This is a genomic window from Pleomorphomonas koreensis DSM 23070 (assembly GCF_000425185.1).
GTDB classification, from domain to species: Bacteria; Pseudomonadota; Alphaproteobacteria; order Rhizobiales; family Pleomorphomonadaceae; genus Pleomorphomonas; species Pleomorphomonas koreensis.
In genome coordinates this window covers 71,376-90,323 of sequence record NZ_AULH01000017.1, presented here as the reverse complement: position 1 = coordinate 90,323, position 18,948 = coordinate 71,376, and the positions used below count along the sequence as shown (strand labels likewise).

General features: G+C 63.0%; 30 protein-coding genes. 11 read left to right on the top strand and 19 right to left on the bottom strand.

What is annotated here, in order from left to right:
* Nucleotides 1-6: 6 nt before the first annotated feature.
* The 18 genes from H512_RS25880 to H512_RS0115220 all read right to left on the bottom strand — a co-directional run bounded on the left by H512_RS25880 (nt 7) and on the right by H512_RS0115220 (nt 12,946).
* Complete coding sequence (locus H512_RS25880; RefSeq protein ID WP_084798523.1) at nt 7-1,713, bottom strand: terminase large subunit; 1,707 nt, start codon at nt 1,711-1,713, stop codon at nt 7-9.
* Nucleotides 1,652-2,224, bottom strand: a complete 573-nt coding sequence (locus H512_RS0115295; RefSeq protein WP_026784192.1) for a phage terminase small subunit P27 family — start codon at nt 2,222-2,224, stop codon at nt 1,652-1,654. Before H512_RS0115295 ends, H512_RS25880 begins: the two co-directional genes overlap by 62 nt.
* A gap of 178 nt (nt 2,225-2,402) precedes the next feature.
* Complete coding sequence (locus tag H512_RS24290) at nt 2,403-2,762, bottom strand: HNH endonuclease (protein ID WP_245585427.1); 360 nt, start codon at nt 2,760-2,762, stop codon at nt 2,403-2,405.
* Between the two features lie 169 nt (nt 2,763-2,931).
* Nucleotides 2,932-3,531, bottom strand: coding sequence for a transcription termination/antitermination protein NusG (gene nusG / locus H512_RS0115285; RefSeq protein ID WP_026784190.1), 600 nt, complete (start codon nt 3,529-3,531; stop codon nt 2,932-2,934).
* Nucleotides 3,528-4,637 (bottom strand): helix-turn-helix domain-containing protein, encoded by a 1,110-nt coding sequence (locus tag H512_RS0115280; protein ID WP_026784189.1) that lies wholly within the window; start codon nt 4,635-4,637, stop codon nt 3,528-3,530. Before H512_RS0115280 ends, nusG begins: the two co-directional genes overlap by 4 nt.
* On the bottom strand, nt 4,634-4,936 hold the full coding sequence (locus H512_RS0115275; RefSeq protein WP_156899512.1) for a hypothetical protein: 303 nt from the start codon (nt 4,934-4,936) through the stop codon (nt 4,634-4,636). Before H512_RS0115275 ends, H512_RS0115280 begins: the two co-directional genes overlap by 4 nt.
* Nucleotides 4,929-5,123, bottom strand: a complete 195-nt coding sequence (locus H512_RS27020) for a hypothetical protein (protein WP_156899511.1) — start codon at nt 5,121-5,123, stop codon at nt 4,929-4,931. Before H512_RS27020 ends, H512_RS0115275 begins: the two co-directional genes overlap by 8 nt.
* Nucleotides 5,120-6,004, bottom strand: coding sequence for a DNA adenine methylase (locus tag H512_RS0115270; RefSeq protein ID WP_026784187.1), 885 nt, complete (start codon nt 6,002-6,004; stop codon nt 5,120-5,122). The genes H512_RS27020 and H512_RS0115270 overlap by 4 nt, the downstream gene beginning before the upstream one ends.
* Complete coding sequence (locus H512_RS0115265; RefSeq protein ID WP_026784186.1) at nt 6,001-8,115, bottom strand: DNA cytosine methyltransferase; 2,115 nt, start codon at nt 8,113-8,115, stop codon at nt 6,001-6,003. Before H512_RS0115265 ends, H512_RS0115270 begins: the two co-directional genes overlap by 4 nt.
* On the bottom strand, nt 8,112-8,363 hold the full coding sequence (locus H512_RS26430) for a hypothetical protein (RefSeq protein ID WP_084798521.1): 252 nt from the start codon (nt 8,361-8,363) through the stop codon (nt 8,112-8,114). The genes H512_RS0115265 and H512_RS26430 overlap by 4 nt, the downstream gene beginning before the upstream one ends.
* Nucleotides 8,360-10,126: an MT-A70 family methyltransferase gene (locus H512_RS25875; RefSeq protein WP_053239927.1), complete on the bottom strand. Its 1,767-nt coding sequence runs from the start codon at nt 10,124-10,126 to the stop codon at nt 8,360-8,362. Before H512_RS25875 ends, H512_RS26430 begins: the two co-directional genes overlap by 4 nt.
* Nucleotides 10,119-10,664, bottom strand: coding sequence for a hypothetical protein (locus H512_RS0115255; protein ID WP_026784185.1), 546 nt, complete (start codon nt 10,662-10,664; stop codon nt 10,119-10,121). Before H512_RS0115255 ends, H512_RS25875 begins: the two co-directional genes overlap by 8 nt.
* Nucleotides 10,661-11,116 carry a hypothetical protein gene (locus H512_RS0115250; protein ID WP_026784184.1) on the bottom strand — a complete coding sequence of 152 codons (456 nt, stop codon included), beginning with the start codon at nt 11,114-11,116 and terminating at the stop codon, nt 10,661-10,663. Before H512_RS0115250 ends, H512_RS0115255 begins: the two co-directional genes overlap by 4 nt.
* Nucleotides 11,113-11,400, bottom strand: a complete 288-nt coding sequence (locus tag H512_RS0115245; protein ID WP_026784183.1) for a hypothetical protein — start codon at nt 11,398-11,400, stop codon at nt 11,113-11,115. The genes H512_RS0115250 and H512_RS0115245 overlap by 4 nt, the downstream gene beginning before the upstream one ends.
* Nucleotides 11,397-11,870 (bottom strand): phage regulatory CII family protein, encoded by a 474-nt coding sequence (locus H512_RS0115240; RefSeq protein ID WP_026784182.1) that lies wholly within the window; start codon nt 11,868-11,870, stop codon nt 11,397-11,399. The genes H512_RS0115245 and H512_RS0115240 overlap by 4 nt, the downstream gene beginning before the upstream one ends.
* A gap of 135 nt (nt 11,871-12,005) precedes the next feature.
* A complete protein-coding gene (locus H512_RS0115235) occupies nt 12,006-12,302 on the bottom strand; it encodes a hypothetical protein (RefSeq protein ID WP_026784181.1) in 297 nt (98 codons plus the stop codon).
* Between the two features lie 135 nt (nt 12,303-12,437).
* Nucleotides 12,438-12,620: a hypothetical protein gene (locus tag H512_RS0115225; RefSeq protein ID WP_026784180.1), complete on the bottom strand. Its 183-nt coding sequence runs from the start codon at nt 12,618-12,620 to the stop codon at nt 12,438-12,440.
* On the bottom strand, nt 12,617-12,946 hold the full coding sequence (locus H512_RS0115220) for a hypothetical protein (RefSeq protein ID WP_026784179.1): 330 nt from the start codon (nt 12,944-12,946) through the stop codon (nt 12,617-12,619). Before H512_RS0115220 ends, H512_RS0115225 begins: the two co-directional genes overlap by 4 nt.
* Nucleotides 12,947-13,044: 98 nt before the next feature.
* Between H512_RS0115220 and H512_RS26425 the strand changes: the two genes are divergently transcribed.
* A complete protein-coding gene (locus H512_RS26425; protein WP_084798520.1) occupies nt 13,045-13,731 on the top strand; it encodes an XRE family transcriptional regulator in 687 nt (228 codons plus the stop codon).
* A gap of 32 nt (nt 13,732-13,763) precedes the next feature.
* On the opposite strand, the gene H512_RS27895 is transcribed toward H512_RS26425, so the two are convergent.
* Entirely contained in the window at nt 13,764-14,093 is a 330-nt protein-coding gene (locus H512_RS27895) for a superinfection immunity protein (RefSeq protein WP_036792018.1), read from the bottom strand.
* Between the two features lie 242 nt (nt 14,094-14,335).
* Between H512_RS27895 and H512_RS27015 the strand changes: the two genes are divergently transcribed.
* The 10 genes from H512_RS27015 (at nt 14,336) to H512_RS0115170 (ending at nt 18,946) form a co-directional block, all read left to right on the top strand.
* Nucleotides 14,336-14,506 (top strand): hypothetical protein, encoded by a 171-nt coding sequence (locus H512_RS27015; protein ID WP_156899510.1) that lies wholly within the window; start codon nt 14,336-14,338, stop codon nt 14,504-14,506.
* A 265-nt stretch (nt 14,507-14,771) separates the two neighbouring features.
* A complete protein-coding gene (locus H512_RS24275; RefSeq protein WP_053239926.1) occupies nt 14,772-15,281 on the top strand; it encodes a hypothetical protein in 510 nt (169 codons plus the stop codon).
* A complete protein-coding gene (locus H512_RS27010) occupies nt 15,278-15,430 on the top strand; it encodes a hypothetical protein (protein ID WP_156899509.1) in 153 nt (50 codons plus the stop codon). Before H512_RS24275 ends, H512_RS27010 begins: the two co-directional genes overlap by 4 nt.
* Before the next feature lie 8 nt (nt 15,431-15,438).
* Nucleotides 15,439-16,557 (top strand): DNA polymerase III subunit beta, encoded by a 1,119-nt coding sequence (dnaN, locus tag H512_RS0115195; protein ID WP_026784178.1) that lies wholly within the window; start codon nt 15,439-15,441, stop codon nt 16,555-16,557.
* Between the two features lie 2 nt (nt 16,558-16,559).
* Entirely contained in the window at nt 16,560-16,841 is a 282-nt protein-coding gene (locus H512_RS0115190) for a hypothetical protein (protein ID WP_026784177.1), read from the top strand.
* Nucleotides 16,841-17,338, top strand: coding sequence for a hypothetical protein (locus H512_RS0115185; RefSeq protein WP_026784176.1), 498 nt, complete (start codon nt 16,841-16,843; stop codon nt 17,336-17,338). Before H512_RS0115190 ends, H512_RS0115185 begins: the two co-directional genes overlap by 1 nt.
* Nucleotides 17,331-17,813, top strand: a complete 483-nt coding sequence (locus H512_RS0115180; RefSeq protein ID WP_156899508.1) for a hypothetical protein — start codon at nt 17,331-17,333, stop codon at nt 17,811-17,813. The genes H512_RS0115185 and H512_RS0115180 overlap by 8 nt, the downstream gene beginning before the upstream one ends.
* Nucleotides 17,810-18,211, top strand: a complete 402-nt coding sequence (locus tag H512_RS0115175) for a hypothetical protein (RefSeq protein WP_026784174.1) — start codon at nt 17,810-17,812, stop codon at nt 18,209-18,211. The genes H512_RS0115180 and H512_RS0115175 overlap by 4 nt, the downstream gene beginning before the upstream one ends.
* Before the next feature lie 8 nt (nt 18,212-18,219).
* On the top strand, nt 18,220-18,594 hold the full coding sequence (locus H512_RS26415) for a hypothetical protein (protein ID WP_084798519.1): 375 nt from the start codon (nt 18,220-18,222) through the stop codon (nt 18,592-18,594).
* Nucleotides 18,587-18,946: a DUF4326 domain-containing protein gene (locus H512_RS0115170; protein ID WP_026784173.1), complete on the top strand. Its 360-nt coding sequence runs from the start codon at nt 18,587-18,589 to the stop codon at nt 18,944-18,946. Before H512_RS26415 ends, H512_RS0115170 begins: the two co-directional genes overlap by 8 nt.
* The last annotated feature ends 2 nt before the right edge of the window (nt 18,947-18,948 follow it).

Below are 18,948 nucleotides of genomic sequence, written 5' to 3'. Positions count from 1 at the left end.
GTCGCCTCACGCCATGATCGGGTTGCGCAGGAAGTCGTCCAAAGAGCCACCTTCACCCCCTGCTTTTGCCAGCCCCGTCGCCATGATCAGCGAAACGACAGGGTCGATTTTCTCGGCCGACTTGCGCTTGCTCGGCTTGATGTTGCCGGCGTCGTCCTGCGCATAGCGCACGTTGCCGACCGCCCAGCGCATCACCGGATGCCCGCCCGCGTCGTAGAGTCCCGAAAGCGCCATCGCCTCGAAGTCCTTCGACGGCTGAGACATCGAGTAGTAGCCCTGCCCGAAGAACTGCACCGGCAGTCCCGCATCGAGAAGAATCACGCCTGTTTCATGCCCCTGAAACAGCCGGTCGACGGCGAGGCCCTGAATGTCGTAGACCTCGGCGTCGGCGATCACCTGAGCGCGGATCGTCGGGTAGTCGATGGTGTTTCCGTCCGTCTGCATGATCGCGCCGACGGTAACCCATCGGTCGTAGGGCACCCTGTCGTCGCGCGACCGTTTCTCGATTGACGCCGCCGGCACCCATAGGCGCGGTAGGATCGTCCACCGCGTCTCGTCGCCTTCGGGTGGGAAGAGCAACACCCACGCGGTTAGATCGCTGGTCGACGACAAGTCGAGCGCGCCGAAACATTTCCGGCCGCGCATTTCCTCGGCGATGCGCAGCCACCGTTTCTTGTCCGGCGCACCGGAGTCCCATTTGTCGAGCGGTATCCAGTGCGCGGCGACGCCGACCCACTGGTTGAGGTAGTAGCGCCGGAAGTCCGCCTCGAGGCGCGGGTTTCCCCGGCTCTTGGTCCAGAGATCGCGGACGAAACGCAGCGTCGGCGATACGCCGAGGTTCGGGCTCGCCTTTCGCCAGGTTGTTTCACTTGCCGGATCGTCGTCCGGCCCCGCCGCGAACACGACAACCAGTTCGTCGGTCGCCGATATTTCGCCCGCCTGTTTGCGCAGGCACTCCCCAAACAGTTCCTCGCCGAAGTTGCCCTTCAGGCCTGCAGTCGACGCCAGAAGTGTCATCGGCTGATCGCGGCCCGACATGGAGCCGGTCAGCGTCGAGAACAGCGCACCGTCGCGCCATTCATGCACCTCGTCACCGCACAGCACCGAGGCGTTAAGGCCGTGCTTTCCTTCGGCCTTGCCGGTCAGCGGCAGGAACTTGGCGAGCAGCTCGGCGCAGAACAACGAGCCGGCCAGCGTTTGCACCTTGCGGCGCAGCACCTTCGACATCTGCACCATGCGCGTCATCTTCTCAAAAACGATGCGCGCCTGGTCTTCACTCGATGCGAAGGCATAACCCTCGCCGCCGAATTCCCCGTCGATCAACCAGAACAGGATGGCCAGAGCCGCTAGGAACTCAGTCTTGCCGTTCTTTCTGGCGATCCACAGCCAGAGCGTCCGGTAAAGCCGCGTTCCGTCCTGGAGCTTCCATCCGACGAGCAGGCGAACAGTTGCCGCCTGCCATATTGAAAGCGCGAACGGCTTGCCGCCCCAGCGGCCGACCGTGAAGACGAACCATTTCGGCCACATGCCGATGATGCGCTCGGCGAGTGCCGCATCGAACCAGGCACCTTCGACCGCCACCGACTTGTCCCACTCAAAGCCAACGAAATCGAAGCCGGCCGCGACCGCATCGATCACCCATTGCGGGCGATCAGTTGGGCAGTCCCGTTCCTCCTGCCGATCGACCGAAGCCGATGATATCGTCGTCGTCATCGATCTCCGTAGGCGCCACCGGCTCGGCCGGTTCGGCTGTCTGGTCCGGTTTGTCGGGCTTGTCCGTTCGATCGAAAAGGCCGCCGAAGCTCGGCAGCGCGTTCATGTCGCGCATGATCGCCATGCGGTAGCGCGGGTTGAGGCCGAAGCGGTCTTCGAGATCGATCATCCGCTTTTCAGCGAGCTCACGGGCTTTCACGGCCGGGTGCATGCGCACCATTTCGTCGCCGGATGTCGTCTTCACCGTTTGGGTTCGACCCTCGCGCTTGATCGTCTTCGACAGCTCGGCCCAGTCGGCGACGTGAACGCAGTAGCGGCCGAAGGCCTCGAAGTCGGTCGGCGCCATGATGTTCGATCGGATCAGATCCGGCGCGATCCGCTCCCACACCTTGCGGGCGTCCGTGAACTCCCGGCCTTTGAGCACATACGGCACGCCGGCATCTTGCACCTTTGGCGCCCGCTTCGGCGAGGCAGTCGGCGCGGTTGCTTTGCGGCGACCGGGATTGCCCATCGCCTCCTGCAATCCAGCCGGTTGTTTCCGCCGCCCCATCGCTCACCACCCAACAAAAAAATCCTGAGAATTTTGCGCCCAAAAACTCGTGACTGACCCACCGGTCCGGACGGCAAGGGGGGCGGACTTTTGATACCCCCCCCCTGCCTGCCCGCTCATGTCGCGTGAAACACATGTTTCACATGACCGGGCGGCCGAGGCGCTTGGCGAGGGCATCGAGGGCGGGCTTGCCTTCGTGCTCGGCCCGCTGCTTCGGCCCATCGTGGCAGGGCTTGCAGCAGGGAACCCACCAGTCCGTTTCCCAGAAGGTGGCGGGATAGGTCTGTTGCGGATAGAGATGATCGACGAGCGTGGCCGGCGTCACCCTGCCCTCTGCCTCGCAGTAGCCGCACAGCGGATGGGCCAGCAGGTAGCCCTTGCGTGCCTTGTCCCACCTGGTGGTGTAGCCGCGCTCGCGCGCCGAACCGCGCCGCTGATCTGCCTCACGATCCCGCTCTGCCTTGGTTCGCGAGCCGGACGGACGGAACAGCGGCGGCATGGTCGGCAAGCGCTACTCCAACGAAAAGGCGCCCACCGTTTCCGGAGAGCGCCGCCATAGAAAACCATTATGCCGAAAACGGAAGTCCCGTCGGCTGGAGTTGGGCCAGGAGTCGAAATCCGAAGATAACACTCGACCGGATCACCCAACGTGTCCTGGGAAGCAGGAACTATGCCAACCTGCGTATCATGTCAATCGGGACCACCGTTGGCGTCGCCTTGCCAAGCAGATCTACCTCGACAGTGACCCGCTTCGTTTCCTCGCTCTTGCCCTCGACGCGCTTCACCGTAGCCTTATAGCCATCGAACCATCCATGCGTCAGCATCACACGGTCACCCACCATAACCTGTTGAGCATCCACGGCAAAGTCGAAGCACCCCATATCCTCCGCTGCCATCAGGTCGGCGATCTCGTGGGATGATATCCGTACCGGCGTATCGTCCATGCAGACGATACCGGCCACGCCATCACAGCGGTGGATAAGCTCCCAATCCATCGCCTTCATCCCGACGAACAGGTAGCGAGGGAATGCCGGACGGTGCACGCGAGCGCGCTTGGAGCACTTCCCCTTCCGCTTGCGAATCGTCTTCCACACGACTTCTTGCGGCGCATAGACCATGAAGCCCCTGGCCCGCAGCCCACTGGCCGCCCTATCCTCACAGCGGGGGTTGGTGTGGATCACATACCAGTCGTAGTCGTAAACGTCGGACTGGCACGCCCTGAGAAGGGTTTCGGTGTTCACCGGGATAATCGCTGCCGCCGACTTCATCGCCCGTCTCCTTCCGTCCGCTCGCTCTCCGCAACAACGCCTTCAGGCGGCAAAACCGAAGGCATCCAGATCCGGTCCGCCCTCGATGGGGTTGGAAGGCGCATGCGCCGCGCGGCGAACCACTCCCGCCACGCGACGAACTCCGGCGAGGCGACGAGCACATAGACGAAGCTCGCCGAAGCGGTTTCCAGCGCTTGCGCCTCGGCTAGTGGTACGGCCACGCCCTGCCCTCGCTCGGCCTGTTGCGCCATGAAGCGGGCCTTGCTGGCGGATGGGCTTTGCCCTCCTGCCTTGGCATGCTCGTAGAACCGGCACCACCAGGCGCGGCCGAATGGCGATAGCGGCACCAACTCGGTCGGAGTGGTCGCCGAGGTCGAAGCATCCACCCTCTCGAAAGCCTTATCCCTCAGGTACGTCGCGGCGTTCATCAGCGTCGTGCGCTTCGCCCGTCGCTGACCGGCAACCACGGCGTCGATGGTGGCGGGTACGGCGGCGGTTTTCCTCTCAGAAGCCGAAAGCCCCTTCCATGCCGAGAATGCCCGGCTTCGGATGTCGAACCTCAGCTTTGGGTCGGCGGCAATCCACATGGCGAAGAACCGTCCGAAGCCTTCTTCGTCGTCATCGCTCGCGCGCGTCTCTCTCACCCCCTTGGGGGTTAGGGGGGAAGGTTCCTCTTCCGGTTTATTCTTCCGGTTAATAGGGGTGACTCCAGTGTCACCCCCGAGGGTGACTCCAGTGTCACCCCCGAGGGTGACAGATTGACACCCTCCCGAGGGTGACAGACTGACACCCTCCCCTTCGTCGGCATCTCCGGAATCCTTCGCTTTCGTGATGCGAACTTCCATGTTGATCCGATAGAGATTGGAGGTCTGCCGTCCGCCTTCGGCATGGCGAAACTCTTTCACCAGCAAGCCAAGTTCCTCCAACGCTGCAATGTGCCTCTGCACGCTGCGGCGGCTCTGGCAGGCCATGCCGGCAATTGTGTCGAGTGCCGGAAAACTGGCGTCCGTAGTGTGGTTGACGCAATCCGCGATGGCGACCAGCACCATCTTTTGGTAGGGATCGAGCCATTGGCTGAGCGCCCAAGCCATCGTGGCGTTGCTCATGCCGCGTCCCTCCCCGCATCGTCACTGGCCTGTGCAGCCGCGATTTTCGCCTCGCGTTCGCGCTCGAAAGTCCGTTGGGCCTCGATGTAGGCGCGGAAGCCGTCGGCATATTTCCGCACGAAGGCGAGCGTGGTGCGGGTTGCCGACTGTACGTCGAGCTGACGTTGCGCCGTCTCCGGCCGCAGTTGTCCGCGCGATACCCGGAATTCGATCCGGTTGGCTTCCGCGTCGGCCAACTGGCAATAGGCCGCGATCTGATCGTCGATCGATGGCTTGTACTTGGTGGGCGCCTCAGCCATGGTCAGCCCCTCCATCCGATAGAGCGCGATTGCCGTCGTCATCACCGGGCACGCGCTGACGAAGGGAGCGGACGGCGTCGATAAGCTCGGCATCGGTGGATTGCGGCGGCATGCCGAGCGCGTCCCAGATGGCCGCTCGGAGGGCGTGATAGCGAAGCGCCGGACGGCAGGTGAGATCGTCGGTCATTCGCCCGCCCTCCCAAATATTTCGAGCTGCTGGCGTTCGGCATCGAGGGCGCACCAACACGCCGCATTGAGCCAAAGGACTTCGGTCCTTGGCCGCGCTCCGTCGGCATAAGTTTCGAGCTCGAGGCGGTGCCAGTTCGCTAGCGCGTCGTCATAGAGTGGATGCGCGTAACCGGAGAGCACCACCATACCGGTGAGGCTGCAAAGGGTGTCCAGAAGCGCCACATGATCGGCGTCGGCCATCTCGTGGGCGTACATCCGCCAGCCGAGATCATATTTGTTGCCTTGGGCGCGGGTGGAATGGATGTAGGGCGGATCGACGTAATGCAGCGTTTCCACGCCGTCGTGCTGGCGCATGACCTCAACCGCAGGCCTGCACTCGATCACGACCGCCGCCAGACGCTCTATGAGGGCATCCATGGCCGCCGGGTAGTTTGCCCAATCTTGGGCCGGCGTCGTTCCGAAGCGGTTGCTGTTGGCGCGGAAACCGGTCGAGCGGTGCCCCTTGGCCTGGCTTGCATGGGCATTCGAGCCGAACCCCATGAAGGATCGCACAACCAGCCGCCGCGCCCGTTCCACCAGATCATCGGTAGGCTCATAGGCTTCGCGAAACTCCTGCCGGGCGAAAGGCGTCAGTCGCAGCAACTCCTGCAGTCGTCGCGCCGACGGCTCATCCCTCAGCACGCGGAACAGGCCAACAACCTCCCCATCGAGATCATTGTAGATCTCGCCATAGGCACGTGACTTGCGCACCAGCACTGAGGCCGCACCGCCGAACGGTTCGACATAGATCCGATGCGCCGGAAAATGGCCGATGATCCATGGCGCCATGCGCCACTTGCCACCATGCCAGCGGAGAACGGGACGGGATGGCGCGTTCACTCTGCCGCCTCCATGAAAAGAGGCATATCGGCCGCTTCGTAGCTCGCAGGCGCCATTACTTCGCGCGGGCGGTAGTTTGCCGCCACCAGCGCTGCCGCCTCTGTCGGGCAGACGCTGTTGCCGCACATGTAGCCTTGCTGCTCTAGCGTGAACCGGACGATGCGGCCGTGCTCGTCAATGCCGTGGTCGATGACATAGTCACGCCGGAAGCCTTGCGCGTTGAACCTCTCGCGCGGCGTCAACATGCGCATACCAATGTCTATGAGGACAAATGTCAGCCCGTCGACCTCGATCGTGACGAACTCGCCGCCATCCCAGCAACCATGCGAACGCAGAAACTCGGCAACCTGCCGCGCCCTGGCGTAATACTCCGGCCCGAATGGAGGGGCTGAGGCCAGTACCTCGGCAAGCCCGAAGCGCGGCTTGGCCGTCTCGGTGCGGCTTGGCTCGTCGACCGACGCGCCGTCGTCATCGGTGCCGTAGTAGACCGTCATCAGCGGCAGGCTGACGAGGGCATTGTGGTTGCCGCCAGCCGATATCGTGCGGGACGGTTCATCGGCACCGGCTTCGCGGCGAGAAGATCCGCGAAGCGTCAGCATGCTCGCCGCAATCAGCGTTTCGGCTGCACCATCAGCGACGAGCGTCCGCCCCGACTGGTCTGCCGGCGAATCCGGCAGGCCTGAGTTGCGCATGGTCGCCATGGCCGCTGCGATAACGGTCTGTTGCGAGCCCTTGGTTGTGACCGTAGACAAAGGCTCGTCGGCACCTCGCGCCATCGCACCCTGGCGCGGCCCGTCGTTTTGCTGGGCCATATAGGCGGCAACGAGTTGAGATTTGCCGTCCCCACCAGCGACGAGCGTCCCGCTCGGTGCATCCGCGTCGTTTGAAATCGAGTTGCCGAACTGACGAGCAATGATTGCCGAGACCAGATGCCCCGGCAGGCTGTCGCTTGCCGGAATAGTGGCCGCTGGCAGGTCAACCGACCTCGATCTAGGCTCGTCTCCGGCCTTCTCCTGCAACCGTGGGGCTAGGAAAGCGCTGACGACCTGGTTCTGATCCTTCGGGCTCGCCGTGATCGTCTGCCCCGGAAGGGTCGCCGGACGGTGGTTGCCGCCATGCTGGGCATAGGCTACGTGCGGCGCCACGATCGCATCGTCACGCACGCCCGTCATGGCCGAAAGCGGCGCATCTGATGGCCGGTCGCGGGCATCGTCACGCGCCGCAGAGGAGTGGTTGACCTTCACCATGAACGGCCTCGGCGCATCGAGCACGCGCCGTTTCACGCCTTTCGCCACGCGACCGAGGGTGTTGCGGGCAAGCGGACGTTTGGCCCGGATGCCGAATTTGGTTTTGATCTCCTCAGCCGTAGCGAAGATCGACGGACATGGCAGATTGAAGTCGATTCCCTCGGCGACGGTCACCCACGGTTTGAGCTTGCCGGCGGCGATGCGGGCAGCGTCGGCTGCATCGTTTGGGTTGCCGTGCGTCGGCTCCGGCCAGACGATTGGCTCGTCGTCGCGCCGCATGATCATGTAGAGCCGGTTGCGGATGGTGCCGGCGCCGCTTTTCCATGCGCGTCGCTGCCGCCACTCGATCTTTTTGTAGCCCAGCGCCCGCCACGCCCCGACGAACTGGTTGAAGATCTCGCCCTTGCGCGCCGGGTCTCGCTTGCCGTTCGGCAGCAACGGTCCCCAATGCTCGTATTCCTCGACATTTTCGAGGAACACCACGCGCGGGCGCTGCCACATGGGCAGGGCCTTCACCCAACCGACGATCGCCCAGCCGATGCCGCGCGTCGTCCGGTCGGCATCGCGCAGCGGCGCCGAGCCCTTGGCCTTGGAATGGTCGGTACAGTCGGGTGACATCCACAGCATGCCGATCGGCAGACCGTCGCAGAGGCCGACGGCATCGACCACGGCGACATCCTGCACTAGGTGGTGCGTGCCGGGGTGGTTGATCCGGTGCATGGCGAGCGCCATGTCGTCGTGGTTCACGGCGATATCGGGGTCACAACCAAGCGCGATGCGGATGCCCTCGGACGCCCCGCCGCCGCCGGCAAAGCTGTCAATCTTGAGTTCGCGCAGCATGCGCGGGCGAAGGGGCGCGTTCATGCTGCACCTCGAAGCAATGCACGGCGAATGTGGCCGGTCAGAACCGATACGACTTTCCAATAGAAGGCCATTGGCGCCTTGTGGGTGCGCCAGCACTTCTCTGCACGCCCACGAGCATCCATGGCGAGGTCCTGAAGAATATCGCCAAGCACTTGGCGGGTTTCGACGGGCAACGACTGAAGGCGCTTGAATGCCGGAAGGGCTAAGATCGGGTTACGGACCTCAGGGAGGTTGCTGCGATCGATCATTGCTTCGCCCTCCACGCTACGTCGTCAGGCACCCTTTCCAGCTTCTTTGCGAGATCCGGATCAGCCTCGATCTCGGCGGCAGCAGTCGCCCGCTTTTGCGCGCCGGCCTGCTTGGTCCCGCCGAGCACGACGGCGATACGTGGGAATGAGATCCCGAACACATCGAAGGCGATGCGGACCACGTGACGGCGGAGTTTCCGCTCGTCGAGCGTTTGGTAACGGCTGTCGCCGGACTTGAGTTCGGCATCGACGCCGAGGGCATCGGCGACGGCCTTGCCGAGGAGGTCGATTATCCTTCGATCGGAATCCCCAGCATTAAGGCGCGCAGGCTCGTCGCTTGCGAGACCGCCACATCCCGTCTGCGACACGACAGGCTCGCCACCGGCAGGCACATCACCCATTGGCGAGAGCGAAACCGCGTCGTCTGAGGAAGCTTCACCGATGTCAGCCGTTTCACCTTCGCGGCGATCCATTTGCGCCGAGCCTTCCGAACTTTCTGGATTTTCATCCTCACCTCCATCCGCCTCGTTGCCCCAGGCATCCCAGCCCGGCCGGCGGCGTCGGGCATTGAGTTCGATCTTGGTGAAAGTCGGGAAGTAGGCTTCGGCTATGACGTGCACATTGTCCGGTTTCACCGAGTGCTCACCGACGGGCGCAATGAAATAGCTCGGAAACTGAGTGCCCGGCGTCGGTGCCGGCGGGTTGCCTCGCTTGGCGACCAACACGATTTCATGCTCGCCGGAGAACCAATAGGCGGTCCCCCTCGCCTCGCCGACCCTTTGCTTGATCCAGACGAGATGGGTCACATACTGGAAGCCGTGGGCTTCCAATAGCTCCATGGCGAGCTTCAGGAACGGCGCGGGCACCCATCCGAAGAACATGCTGTCATCGGCGGCGAGCGACCCAACGTCACGCGCTTTCAAGGCCTCTATGTCGGAACATGGATAGTGGTTGTCCGGCGAACGATCCCGTCCGGTTTCCTCGCTATAGACCTCATATTTCCACTCGAAATCCGCGAGGATCACGCCGTATTTCTTCTTGGGCAACTCACGCTGTTTTGCGCCAAGGGTCCGTTCCTTTTCCTGCCGCTTCTCTGCCTTGGCCGCCTGCTTCTCGGCGCGCTCCTCCTTGATCACCTTCGCCAACGCTTTCGGGTTGGCATGCTCTCGGATGATCCTGGCTTGTTCGTCGGTCGGCATGGCGGCGAGAGCGCGGGCAGCAATGGCCGCCTCTGACACCCGCATCTCGCCCCGCTCGACGGCTTCCTGAAGCCCTCCGGCTTGGAGCGCCTTCACGGCGCGAGCATCGCGCACCGATCGCTCAGACACCGAAAGTCGCTCCGCCGCATCCGATTGACGGAAAACCGGCAAATTTGCCGCATTGTCAGAAGACGGCCGCCCCGGCTTCAGGTTCGCCAGATTGGCGGCCACCATCGCCCGTTGGGACTCGTTGAGGTGACGACGGTGGAGGTTCTTCGACAGCACATATTCGAGGGCTTCCGCCTCGGTGCCGGTGAACCAGGTGAAGAACTCAAACTCACCCTGCTCGATGTCGGCCGCCGTGAATGCCTGCCCGCGATATGGCAAGCCCAGCTTGGCGATATCGACGAGCGCACCGTAGCGGTTTCGGCCGTCGAGGATCTCATCGTGGTAGAGCACGACCTTTTCGCGGAGGCCGTGCGCCGAGATGTCGGCGCGCAGCGCGGCGCCGTCGTCGGCATCCAGCATGGGGAAGATGGCGGCGAAGGGATGGGGCTTAAGCATGGTCGCCCCCCATCCACGCGGCGCGACTTTCCGCGCTCAGCACATAGCCGTCGCCGTCGATGTCGAAGGTGATGACGAAGCCCAGCCGCCGCAGTTCCAGCACCGCGACCTGCACCGACTTCCGCTCGCCGCGATAGCCCAGCGCTTCCAGCCGATCGCAGATCTCGACAACTGGAACACAAGTGCAAACCGGCACTTCGGCCAGCGATCGAGCGACGATGAAATGACGGTCCGACAGCCGGCGCCCGTTCCAATAGCGCGCCGGCAGCGTGTCGCGCGACAGCTCGGCATCGGCGATCGGCTCTTCCACGAACTCCGGCGCATCCGGCAGCATGACTTCCGGCCAGGAGAAGGCGCGCCCTCCCCGGATGTCGTCGGCCGGCAATTCGCCGATGTCGCCATTCTTGAGGAGTTCCAGCGCGGCGGCTTTCACATCGTGCCGATTGAGCTTCAGGCCGCGCGCCTGCACGCCAAGCGGCACCCGCTCGCGGCATAGGCCAAGCACGGCCGATTGCTGGAGGGGAGAGAGCGGGCTCATCTCTGCACCCGCCTCTGCGGCTCACCCGCCTTGGCCAGAAGCACACTCGGCAAGGTGATGATCAGTGCTTTCATGGCCCCAACCGGTTCCAGCCGATAGCGGGCCGACACCTGTGGTACCCTGGTGGCCACCAATTCATCGGATATCGGCAACAGTAGCGTAAACCGTCCGTTCGGCCGCTTGTCCGGACTATCCTTGACAGTCATGGGCTTCAGGTTGAATGGCCCCTCACCGTCGGCGATGAGCCTCAGGCTCCCGGCATTCTCGCCGTAGCCCATGCTCACCTTCACCCGACAGCCCAGCGCGCCAATGGAGGAAACAACATCACGCGAAAGGTTGATGCGGCAGCGAGGACGAGGAGATTTTGCGACCACCATGGAAAGCATCACCGGACTGCTGCCCTTGCCGTTACCCGACGGCGGCTTGAGTTCGGTCCACTCGTTGGAAATCATGCTGCCCTCCCCTGGTCGGTTTCCTCGGCGAGCACTTCGGCGTTGCAGTCCCTGCAAAGCCAGATGCCGGCCTTTCGCGGATCGCGGCTGTCCATCGCCGCGCCGATATGGCAGCGGTAGCCGTAGGGCGCGCGCACATCGCCGCACTTGGCGCAGTGGTGGACGAACAGCGACGCCTTGCCGTGCTTTTCGAAGCTGCCGGACGGTTGCAGCGCATCGAGCCCCGTCGCAGGCATCGGCGCCGGGCGGGCGGCCTCGGACGCGTAATGAAACAGGTCGGTCACGGTTCGCGCCCTCCGACCACCTTGAGGACGGCCACACGCTGCCGGACCGCCCGCAACTTCTGCTCGGACTTTGCCGCCTTGCGGTCGATCACTTCCGCTTCACCCGGCGTTACATGCCCATCCTCCAACGCCCGCTGGATCTCCATGCCGGTCTCGCTCATGGCGAGATCCGCTTCGGCGTGCAGGCGTTGAAGATTGGCCGGCACTGCGCCGCCGCCCGAGGGATCGCCGAGGCGGCAACCGTTTGCCTCCGCCATGGCCGACGTCACCCACGGCACGCCGCATTCCGCCTCGAGGGCGAGCGCGGCCATGATGGTGATCACGTCGCCATTGCCCGGCGTCTGCCAGCGGCTCACCGTCGTATCGGACACCGAGGCGATGCGGCCGGCGCGCATCACGCCGCCGCAATCGCGTACCAGATCGCGCGTGGCGGATTTGATGGTGAGAAAGGTGACATCTGAAATCGCCATGTCGAACCCTCGGGAAATCCCCCATCGGGGAAACTGACAATGGTTCCCCGTGGCGGGAAACCGCGTGAAATGATGATGGTGTGGGCGAGCCGGACGGGCCGGCGAGTGATCAGAGCTAGAGGCGTTGCCGCCGTGTCAGTCGTCGAACCTCCTCAGAAGCGCGTCGAGGCGTCGTTCGGATTCCGGTTCGATCGGGAAGGACGCGCCGGCCTCGGTAAGGCTCACTTCGGATCGTCCGTAGGCGCCGTCCGGGAAGGACTGGAGATCCACCAGTTGACGGCGAGCAAGCCCATTGAAGGCCGCCAGCAGCACGGGGCACACCGAGCGATCCGCAACGACGTAGCCCCGCGCATCAGTCCCAGCGTGGCCGCCCACCTTGCGCAGCCACAGCAGCGCCGCGCCCTGGTCGACGGTGAGAGCTGCAGCGCTCATGACGGCGCCCCGGCGAACAACACGACAACGGAGGCGACCGCCACGCCGAGCGACACGACGAGCGCCAGCCCCGGCCGTTTGATCGGTAGTGAGACGGCGCGAACAAGCAGTTCCATGCTCCCCCTCCTCTCGCCCCTAAAAGGCGATCTCTTTCGAACCAACGCGCCACGCCCGCCTGGCGAACAGCACGACGCCGAAGCCGGCGCCGGCGACGCCGGCCGAAATGGACTGAAAAATCCCCCAGAACACGCCGCCGAAGCCGGCAACGATCAGCGCCAGAATGCCAAGCCGAACGGCCCACACTTTCAGGCGTGTCATTGCGCCGCCTCCATGAACGGCTGTTCGTCCCCCGCCGGCGCCATGTCGCCAGCGCCGGCGGGGTCGCCGTCCGGGGAGAAGTCGGACGGCTCGCCGGTGGGAGTGGCCGGCGGAATGAAGGGTTCACCAGCGGCGATCCGCGCCAGCAGATCGAGCGTCACCTCAGGGTGCCCCGCCACGGCGGCAAACCGGACGACCGGTAGCCAAGCATCCCCGGGAATGGAGCTGCGAGCCTTCCATGCGGAAACGGCCTTGGCGCTGCGGCCAATGCCGTCGGCCAAAACCGAGACTCCGAACAGCGACACGATTTCCTGATGAGAAACCATTGCACCTCTCTCTCGGTGTCGATGACTACATTTTGTAGCCATTCGCGTCAAGAGACTTTGGCCACCTTTTGTAGTGCTGCAAAATGTAGAATGGCATCATGAATAGCACCCCAGACCTCATATCGTTCGGCGAAAGACTAAGGCAGGCGCGCGAGCGGCGGTTCGGCAAAGACCGCCCTGCCGCAGATGCGGCACGGTCTCTCGGCATCAACGAGAAAACTTACGCCGCGTACGAGCGGGGTGAGCGCAGGCCTAAGCCGGAAGCCATGTGGGACATTGCCCAACGGCTGAGGGTTTCATATGGATGGCTGGCTTTCGCTAAGGGGCCGGAATCGTTCAATGCCCCAGCGGGCTCGACTGCCGTCAACGTAGAGGGTGTGGTACAGGCGGGCGCTTGGACGAAAACATTCATTTGGCCCGACAGTGAGCAATATGAAGTGTTTGTGCCCGATCATCTGGTCAAGTCCGCCTACCCGACCTATGCAGCGGAAGTGCGCGGTGAATCCATGAACAAGGCATTCCCGCATGGCAGCATCGTCATACTTGAGCGGTGTCTTGACCACATTTCGGACCTAAGTGAAAACGCGCGTTATCATGTGGAAATCTCCGGTCCTGACGGTACGGTGGAATCTACGCTAAAGACCGTCAAGCGCTCAAGCAGCGGGAAGCTTTGGCTTATTCCAGAGACGGACGACCCTTCCTTTGAGGCTGTCAGCATCGACGGAATTGCCCAACAAATCAGTTTTACCGGTAAAGTTATCTGTTCAATACGAAGTGAACGCTAAAGCGGGCTTACTCGAATACTCAGTTGCAGAAATTAATCGTCGCTTTTCCACCTGTAGTTCGTTTCTAGCGGAGACTTCTTGCGCTGACGTGTAGGTGCAGCCGGCGGCGTTCTGTTCATGGCCCTTGGCGCAAGCGAGACGGGGCCAACAGCTGAATCATAGTCACTGGAAATGGGCCGGCTTCCGGCTTGGTTTACAGCCGTCAATGCCCAGACTAGCGATAGTGCCCAACCTAGAAAAGTCCATCCAAGCAATAGGTTGAGCATAAAAATCGCCGCCAAGTTATGATGCTGACGGTGACCAGCCACAAAGGTTGGTATGAAATAAACGGCTAGGCCGATCAGGATCAGGACGAGCCCCATTTTCAAACCTCATTGCGCCAAATGCGGTCTCGGCTCGCACCATATGACCGCACCGAACCCGATTGAAGACATTGGGCGAATCTTCTGAACATTAAATATACCATAGGTAGCAATACGGGCCGATTATCGCCTGTTTTTCATCACGCACCGCCTTGAGTTGCCGCAAAGGCTACAAAATGTAGTTGACATGAAAGGCTACTATTTGTAGCGTCGCGACCGATCCTAATTGGAAAGGCAGCGCGATGAACGCGAAAACGACCCACCTAACCCGCCCCACCCTCGCCCCGCTTCGCCGCGCCCTACTCTGCTCGACGGCGATCGATGCCGTCGCCATCGGCGCCGGTATGATCGATCTCGCGAAGGCCCCCGTCTTCATCTCCAACCTATCCGGCGAAACCGCCAAGGCGGCCTAAGTCTCCTCCCAGGCGCCGCCCCCTTGAACCCATGGCGCCCAACTCGCCCGGCGGCACGATTTCGACGAGTGCCAGCAACGGCCGCCGGGCACTTTCTTCTCCCAAAAGCCTTCCGACCAGCCGCGACAGCCTCTCGGCTGATCCGAACGCTTTTGCCTAAGCGAACCCCATCCGCGCATGCCGCGCGGTTCCCGGTGGCGGCCCCACCGAACTCTGTCAGCGCCGCCGGGCCCCTTTCTCAGGTCCACGTCATTTGGAGATGGCAATGACCTCATACCCACGCGAAATGCTGAAAGCCGGCGCCGCCGTCATCTGCCGTTGCGAAGGCCCGCACGGCATCGCCATGACGCACGCCGAGATCGTCGCCGCCGTACTCGACGCCACGCTAGGCCTCAGCCAGGCCGAACTCGACGTCATCGCCGAACGGCGCAGGCAGATCGAGGTCGAGGGATGGACGGCCGAAAGTGACGATCATCATCCCAACGGTTCGTTGGAGAAAGCCGCCGCTTGCTACGCTTGGGCAGCGTCCCTTTCGGAAAGACACCGGGCTGAGTACGCAAAGCAAAGCAACCTTAAGGGCGACGAAAACGACAATCGCGTCTGGTTCAACACCGACGGATTGCGACTGCTCTGGATGTGGGCAAGACGCTGGTGGAAACCCACTACACGGCGACAAGATTTGGTCAAGTCATGCGCCTTGGGTCTGGCCGCCCTTGATCGGATCGACCGCAAGGCGGCAAAGGAAGCAAGCCCCGCACCGGAGCCGACACCATGACGCCGGCCCGCACCCTCACCGTCCGCCCCGGCTTCGTCGCCAACTTCGCCCGCCAATGGATCGCTGACGCCGCCCGCTGCGAGATGGCGTTGTGCACGCTCATCGCCTTTTGGCTCGGCTTCATCCTCACCCTCATCGCCTGTCACTGAGGCCACCCATGAAGGTCACCATTCCGCGCGATGCCGCGCACGCCGCCTTTGCCAAGGCAAGCCGTTCCATGGGCAAGAAAGCCGACGTGCCGATCCTCGGCGACGTGCTGCTATCGGCTCATAACGACACGATGACGGTGACCGCTACCGATGGCGATCGCCGCATCACCGTTGCCATGCTCGCCGAGGTACTTGACCCCGGCGAGATCTGCGTATCCGGCCGCACGATGGTCGATGCCCTGAAGAAGTGGCCGGAGGGCGAAAAGGTCACCATCGACCACCCTGTTGATGCCAACGACAGCCGGTGCGTCGTGGCCTGCGGCCGCAGCCGCATCCGCGTCAGCACCCTCCCCGCGTCAGACTTTCCGGATCTCGAATTCGGATCGACCGATATTGCTTTCGCCATGCCCGGCGCCGAACTCGCCGAGGCGCTGCAGCTCTGCATTCCGCACGTCGAGACCGACGACACCCGCTATTACCTTCGCGGCGTCGCCATCGGCGAGGACGCGCAAGGCGACCTGGTGTTCGTCGCCACCGATGGCCACACGCTGGCGCGCAAGACGACCGAGATGCCCGAAGATGGTGGCGGCTTGACGTTGCGCATCGTTCCAGTTGCCGCCGCCGAGGAGATCGCCCGCGTCGCGACCGACCGCAAGGAAGAGCCGGTCGAGATCTCGTTTTCAGAACGCGCGGTGCACGTCGACGCCGGCGACACGAACTATCTGTCGCTGCTCATCGACGGCACATTCCCGAACTATGAGGCGGTCATACCCAGGGACTTCGCCCGCTCGGCGACGGTCGCCGCCAAGGATCTGATCAAGGCGGCAGATCGCGCCGCCGTCGTGCTTCGCAGCGAAGCCAAGGGCATCCGCCTGACGATGAAGACGACGGAAATCGCCGTCACCGCCCGGCTGGCCGACGCCGAGGCGGAGAGCGCGGCCGATGCCGCATTCGATGGGCCGGAAATCACCGTCGGCGTCAACGTCGACTATCTCCGCGACTGCCTTGCCCCCTTCGTCGGCGGCCAAGCCCTCCTGTCATTTCAGGAAGTGGAGATGAGCCCGATCGTCATCACGTCGGGCGCCGACGATGGCGTGACTGTCGTCATCATGCCGCTGAAGGTGTGACCATGCAGTACGCGCTCGATCTCGCCGCCCTGCCGATCGGCGCCGTCGTCATCGCCGTCGATTGTTGGGGCGAAAGCCCGACAGCTTTCCGCGTCGTCGAGCGCGAAACCCATCACATCGTCGGCGTGACCAGCGCCGGCAAACGCGTGTTTCTCGGCGGCCCGTTGGTGACACGCATGGCGCGCCCGGATGAGGCCGCCGCTTTTGCTCCCGAAGCTCACTCGACGTCAGCAGCGCCGGCCGCATCGAAGGCGCCGGCGCCGATTCAGATGGAGATGTTTTGATGCCTAGCCAGGACCGTCTCAAGAAGGCTGCGATCATTGCCGAAACGCGCCGGCGCGAAACCGCTGAAATCGTCCGGCTGTTCGAAAGCGGCCAGAACCGGATGCAGATCTCGCGGCAGCTCGACTTGGCGCCGAGCACGGTTTCCGATCGCTTGGCGCAAGCCGGCTTTGCCAAGGGCAAGCCCGGCGTGCCATGGACCGACGCGGAAAACGCCGTGCTCGCCGAAGCGGCCGAGGATACGACCATTTTCGGCAAGGCGATCGTTGACCGTCTCCCCGGCAGAAGCGAGGCCGTCATCAACGAAAAGCTACGCGCCATGCGCTTGGCCGCAGGGCTGGTGACGGCCCGCCGCCACACCCCGCCCAAACCGATCATCCCCACCGATGCCGAGGAAGACGACTCGGCGAATTGGCCATTGCCACCCGGCGCCATGCGAGGCCTGCACGGCATCACGCTACCGCGCGTTTCCATTCTGATGGAGGCCCACCATGGGTGACCAACCGACCTCGGAAAAGTGGCTGCCGTCCAATTGGATGGACGAAATGATTCCGGCTCCGCAGCAAGATCCCAGCGCCTTCATACGCGGCCCGATCGGCGATCTCTGGCTGATCGCTCCGGTTGAAGATGAGGATGTGACCGACGAAGACGAATTTTGGCGCATGAAGCTCGCACCGGGCGACGTCATCCAATTCGATCTATGCAGGATATGGCCCTCGATCGAGGTGACCATCGGCAACGACGGAAAGATCGAGAAGCACGACCCGATCCCCGATGGTGCGACGCTGTTCTGGTACGGATGCGACTCCGACACAATTAACTACAGCCTTGAGGAACTGGTCTCGAACGTTGATTTTGAAAGACCCGATACGATCGAGGTCGACTGCTACGATTGGTCCATCAGCGCCAGTTTCCGCCTCGTCGTCGACGCCGCCGGCGCCCGCTTCGAAAAGGTCGAGGAGGCGTCGGCATGAAGACCACCATCAAGCGCACTGGCCGGCGCGCCACCATAACGATCAAGGCGGGTAAGGGCGAGGATGTACGTGGCGTCGCCGAAGCCCTCACCGGCATTCGAATTGACACCCTTCCGGCAAAGGCAGAAGACGGCGAACAGGACGATGACGGCGCCCATTGCCTGTTTTGCGACAAACAGATCAAGCCGGGCGACCTATGCCACCGCGGCGGCGGCTCGTCTGCCGGCGAGATTTCCTGCAAGGCTTGCGCCCCGACATGGGCCGATATCCGCGAACCCGGCTTTTGGTGCGACCACGAAACCGGTGAGCCCGTTCCGCCGGAGAAGGTCGAAGCCGACATCGCCGCCCATTTGGCCGCCGGCGGCAAACTCACCGACAAAATAGCAGAACCTTACTGAGGTGGATCATGGCCAAGAGAGAAGGCTTTAGCACTCACGATTTTCGCACCGAGCTGTTGAAGGTCATGCCGGGATACGCATGGATCGTTCATCGGCAGGCCTCTGATTTCAAGATGGTGGCGACCGGCACGCAGTCGAGCGGTTTCAATCGGTTGTCCACGCTAGAAGTCACGAGGTCGACAAAACGCGGATTGATCACCTACGAGGTCAAGTCGTCTGGTCCAGGGCTGCGCGCGCCGTGGTTGGGATGCGTTACTGACTCTACCCTGGCAAAGGCTTTACGTGTGCTGCAGCAGTTCTACAGGGCAGAAGCTGCACGATTTAGTCGTCACCATGAGGCATTGGAGCGAGGCCGAGAGCCAATCGGGACCAGCCATGCCTAAGCGCATCCAACGCTCCCGCGCCAAAGGCTGGCGGATGCCGGAGGGCGCCGTCTATGTCGGACGGCCTACGAGGTGGGGCAATCCATTCACGAGGCAATTGGCGATCGAGAGCGGTTATGCAGCCGAGACAAACTGGCGCCCCTTCGTCGTCGAGTGCTTTAGCGATTGGCTCGGACCCTCGCAAAGCGGGCGAGACTGGTGGCAAGGCCAACAGTCCGACAAAACCAAAGCCGCTATTCTGGACAACCTCGGTGAACTGCGAGGCAAAGACCTCGTCTGTTGGTGTCGGCTTGACCAGCCATGCCACGCCGACGTGCTCCTGAAGCTCGCCAACGAGCCGGAAAGCGTTTGACG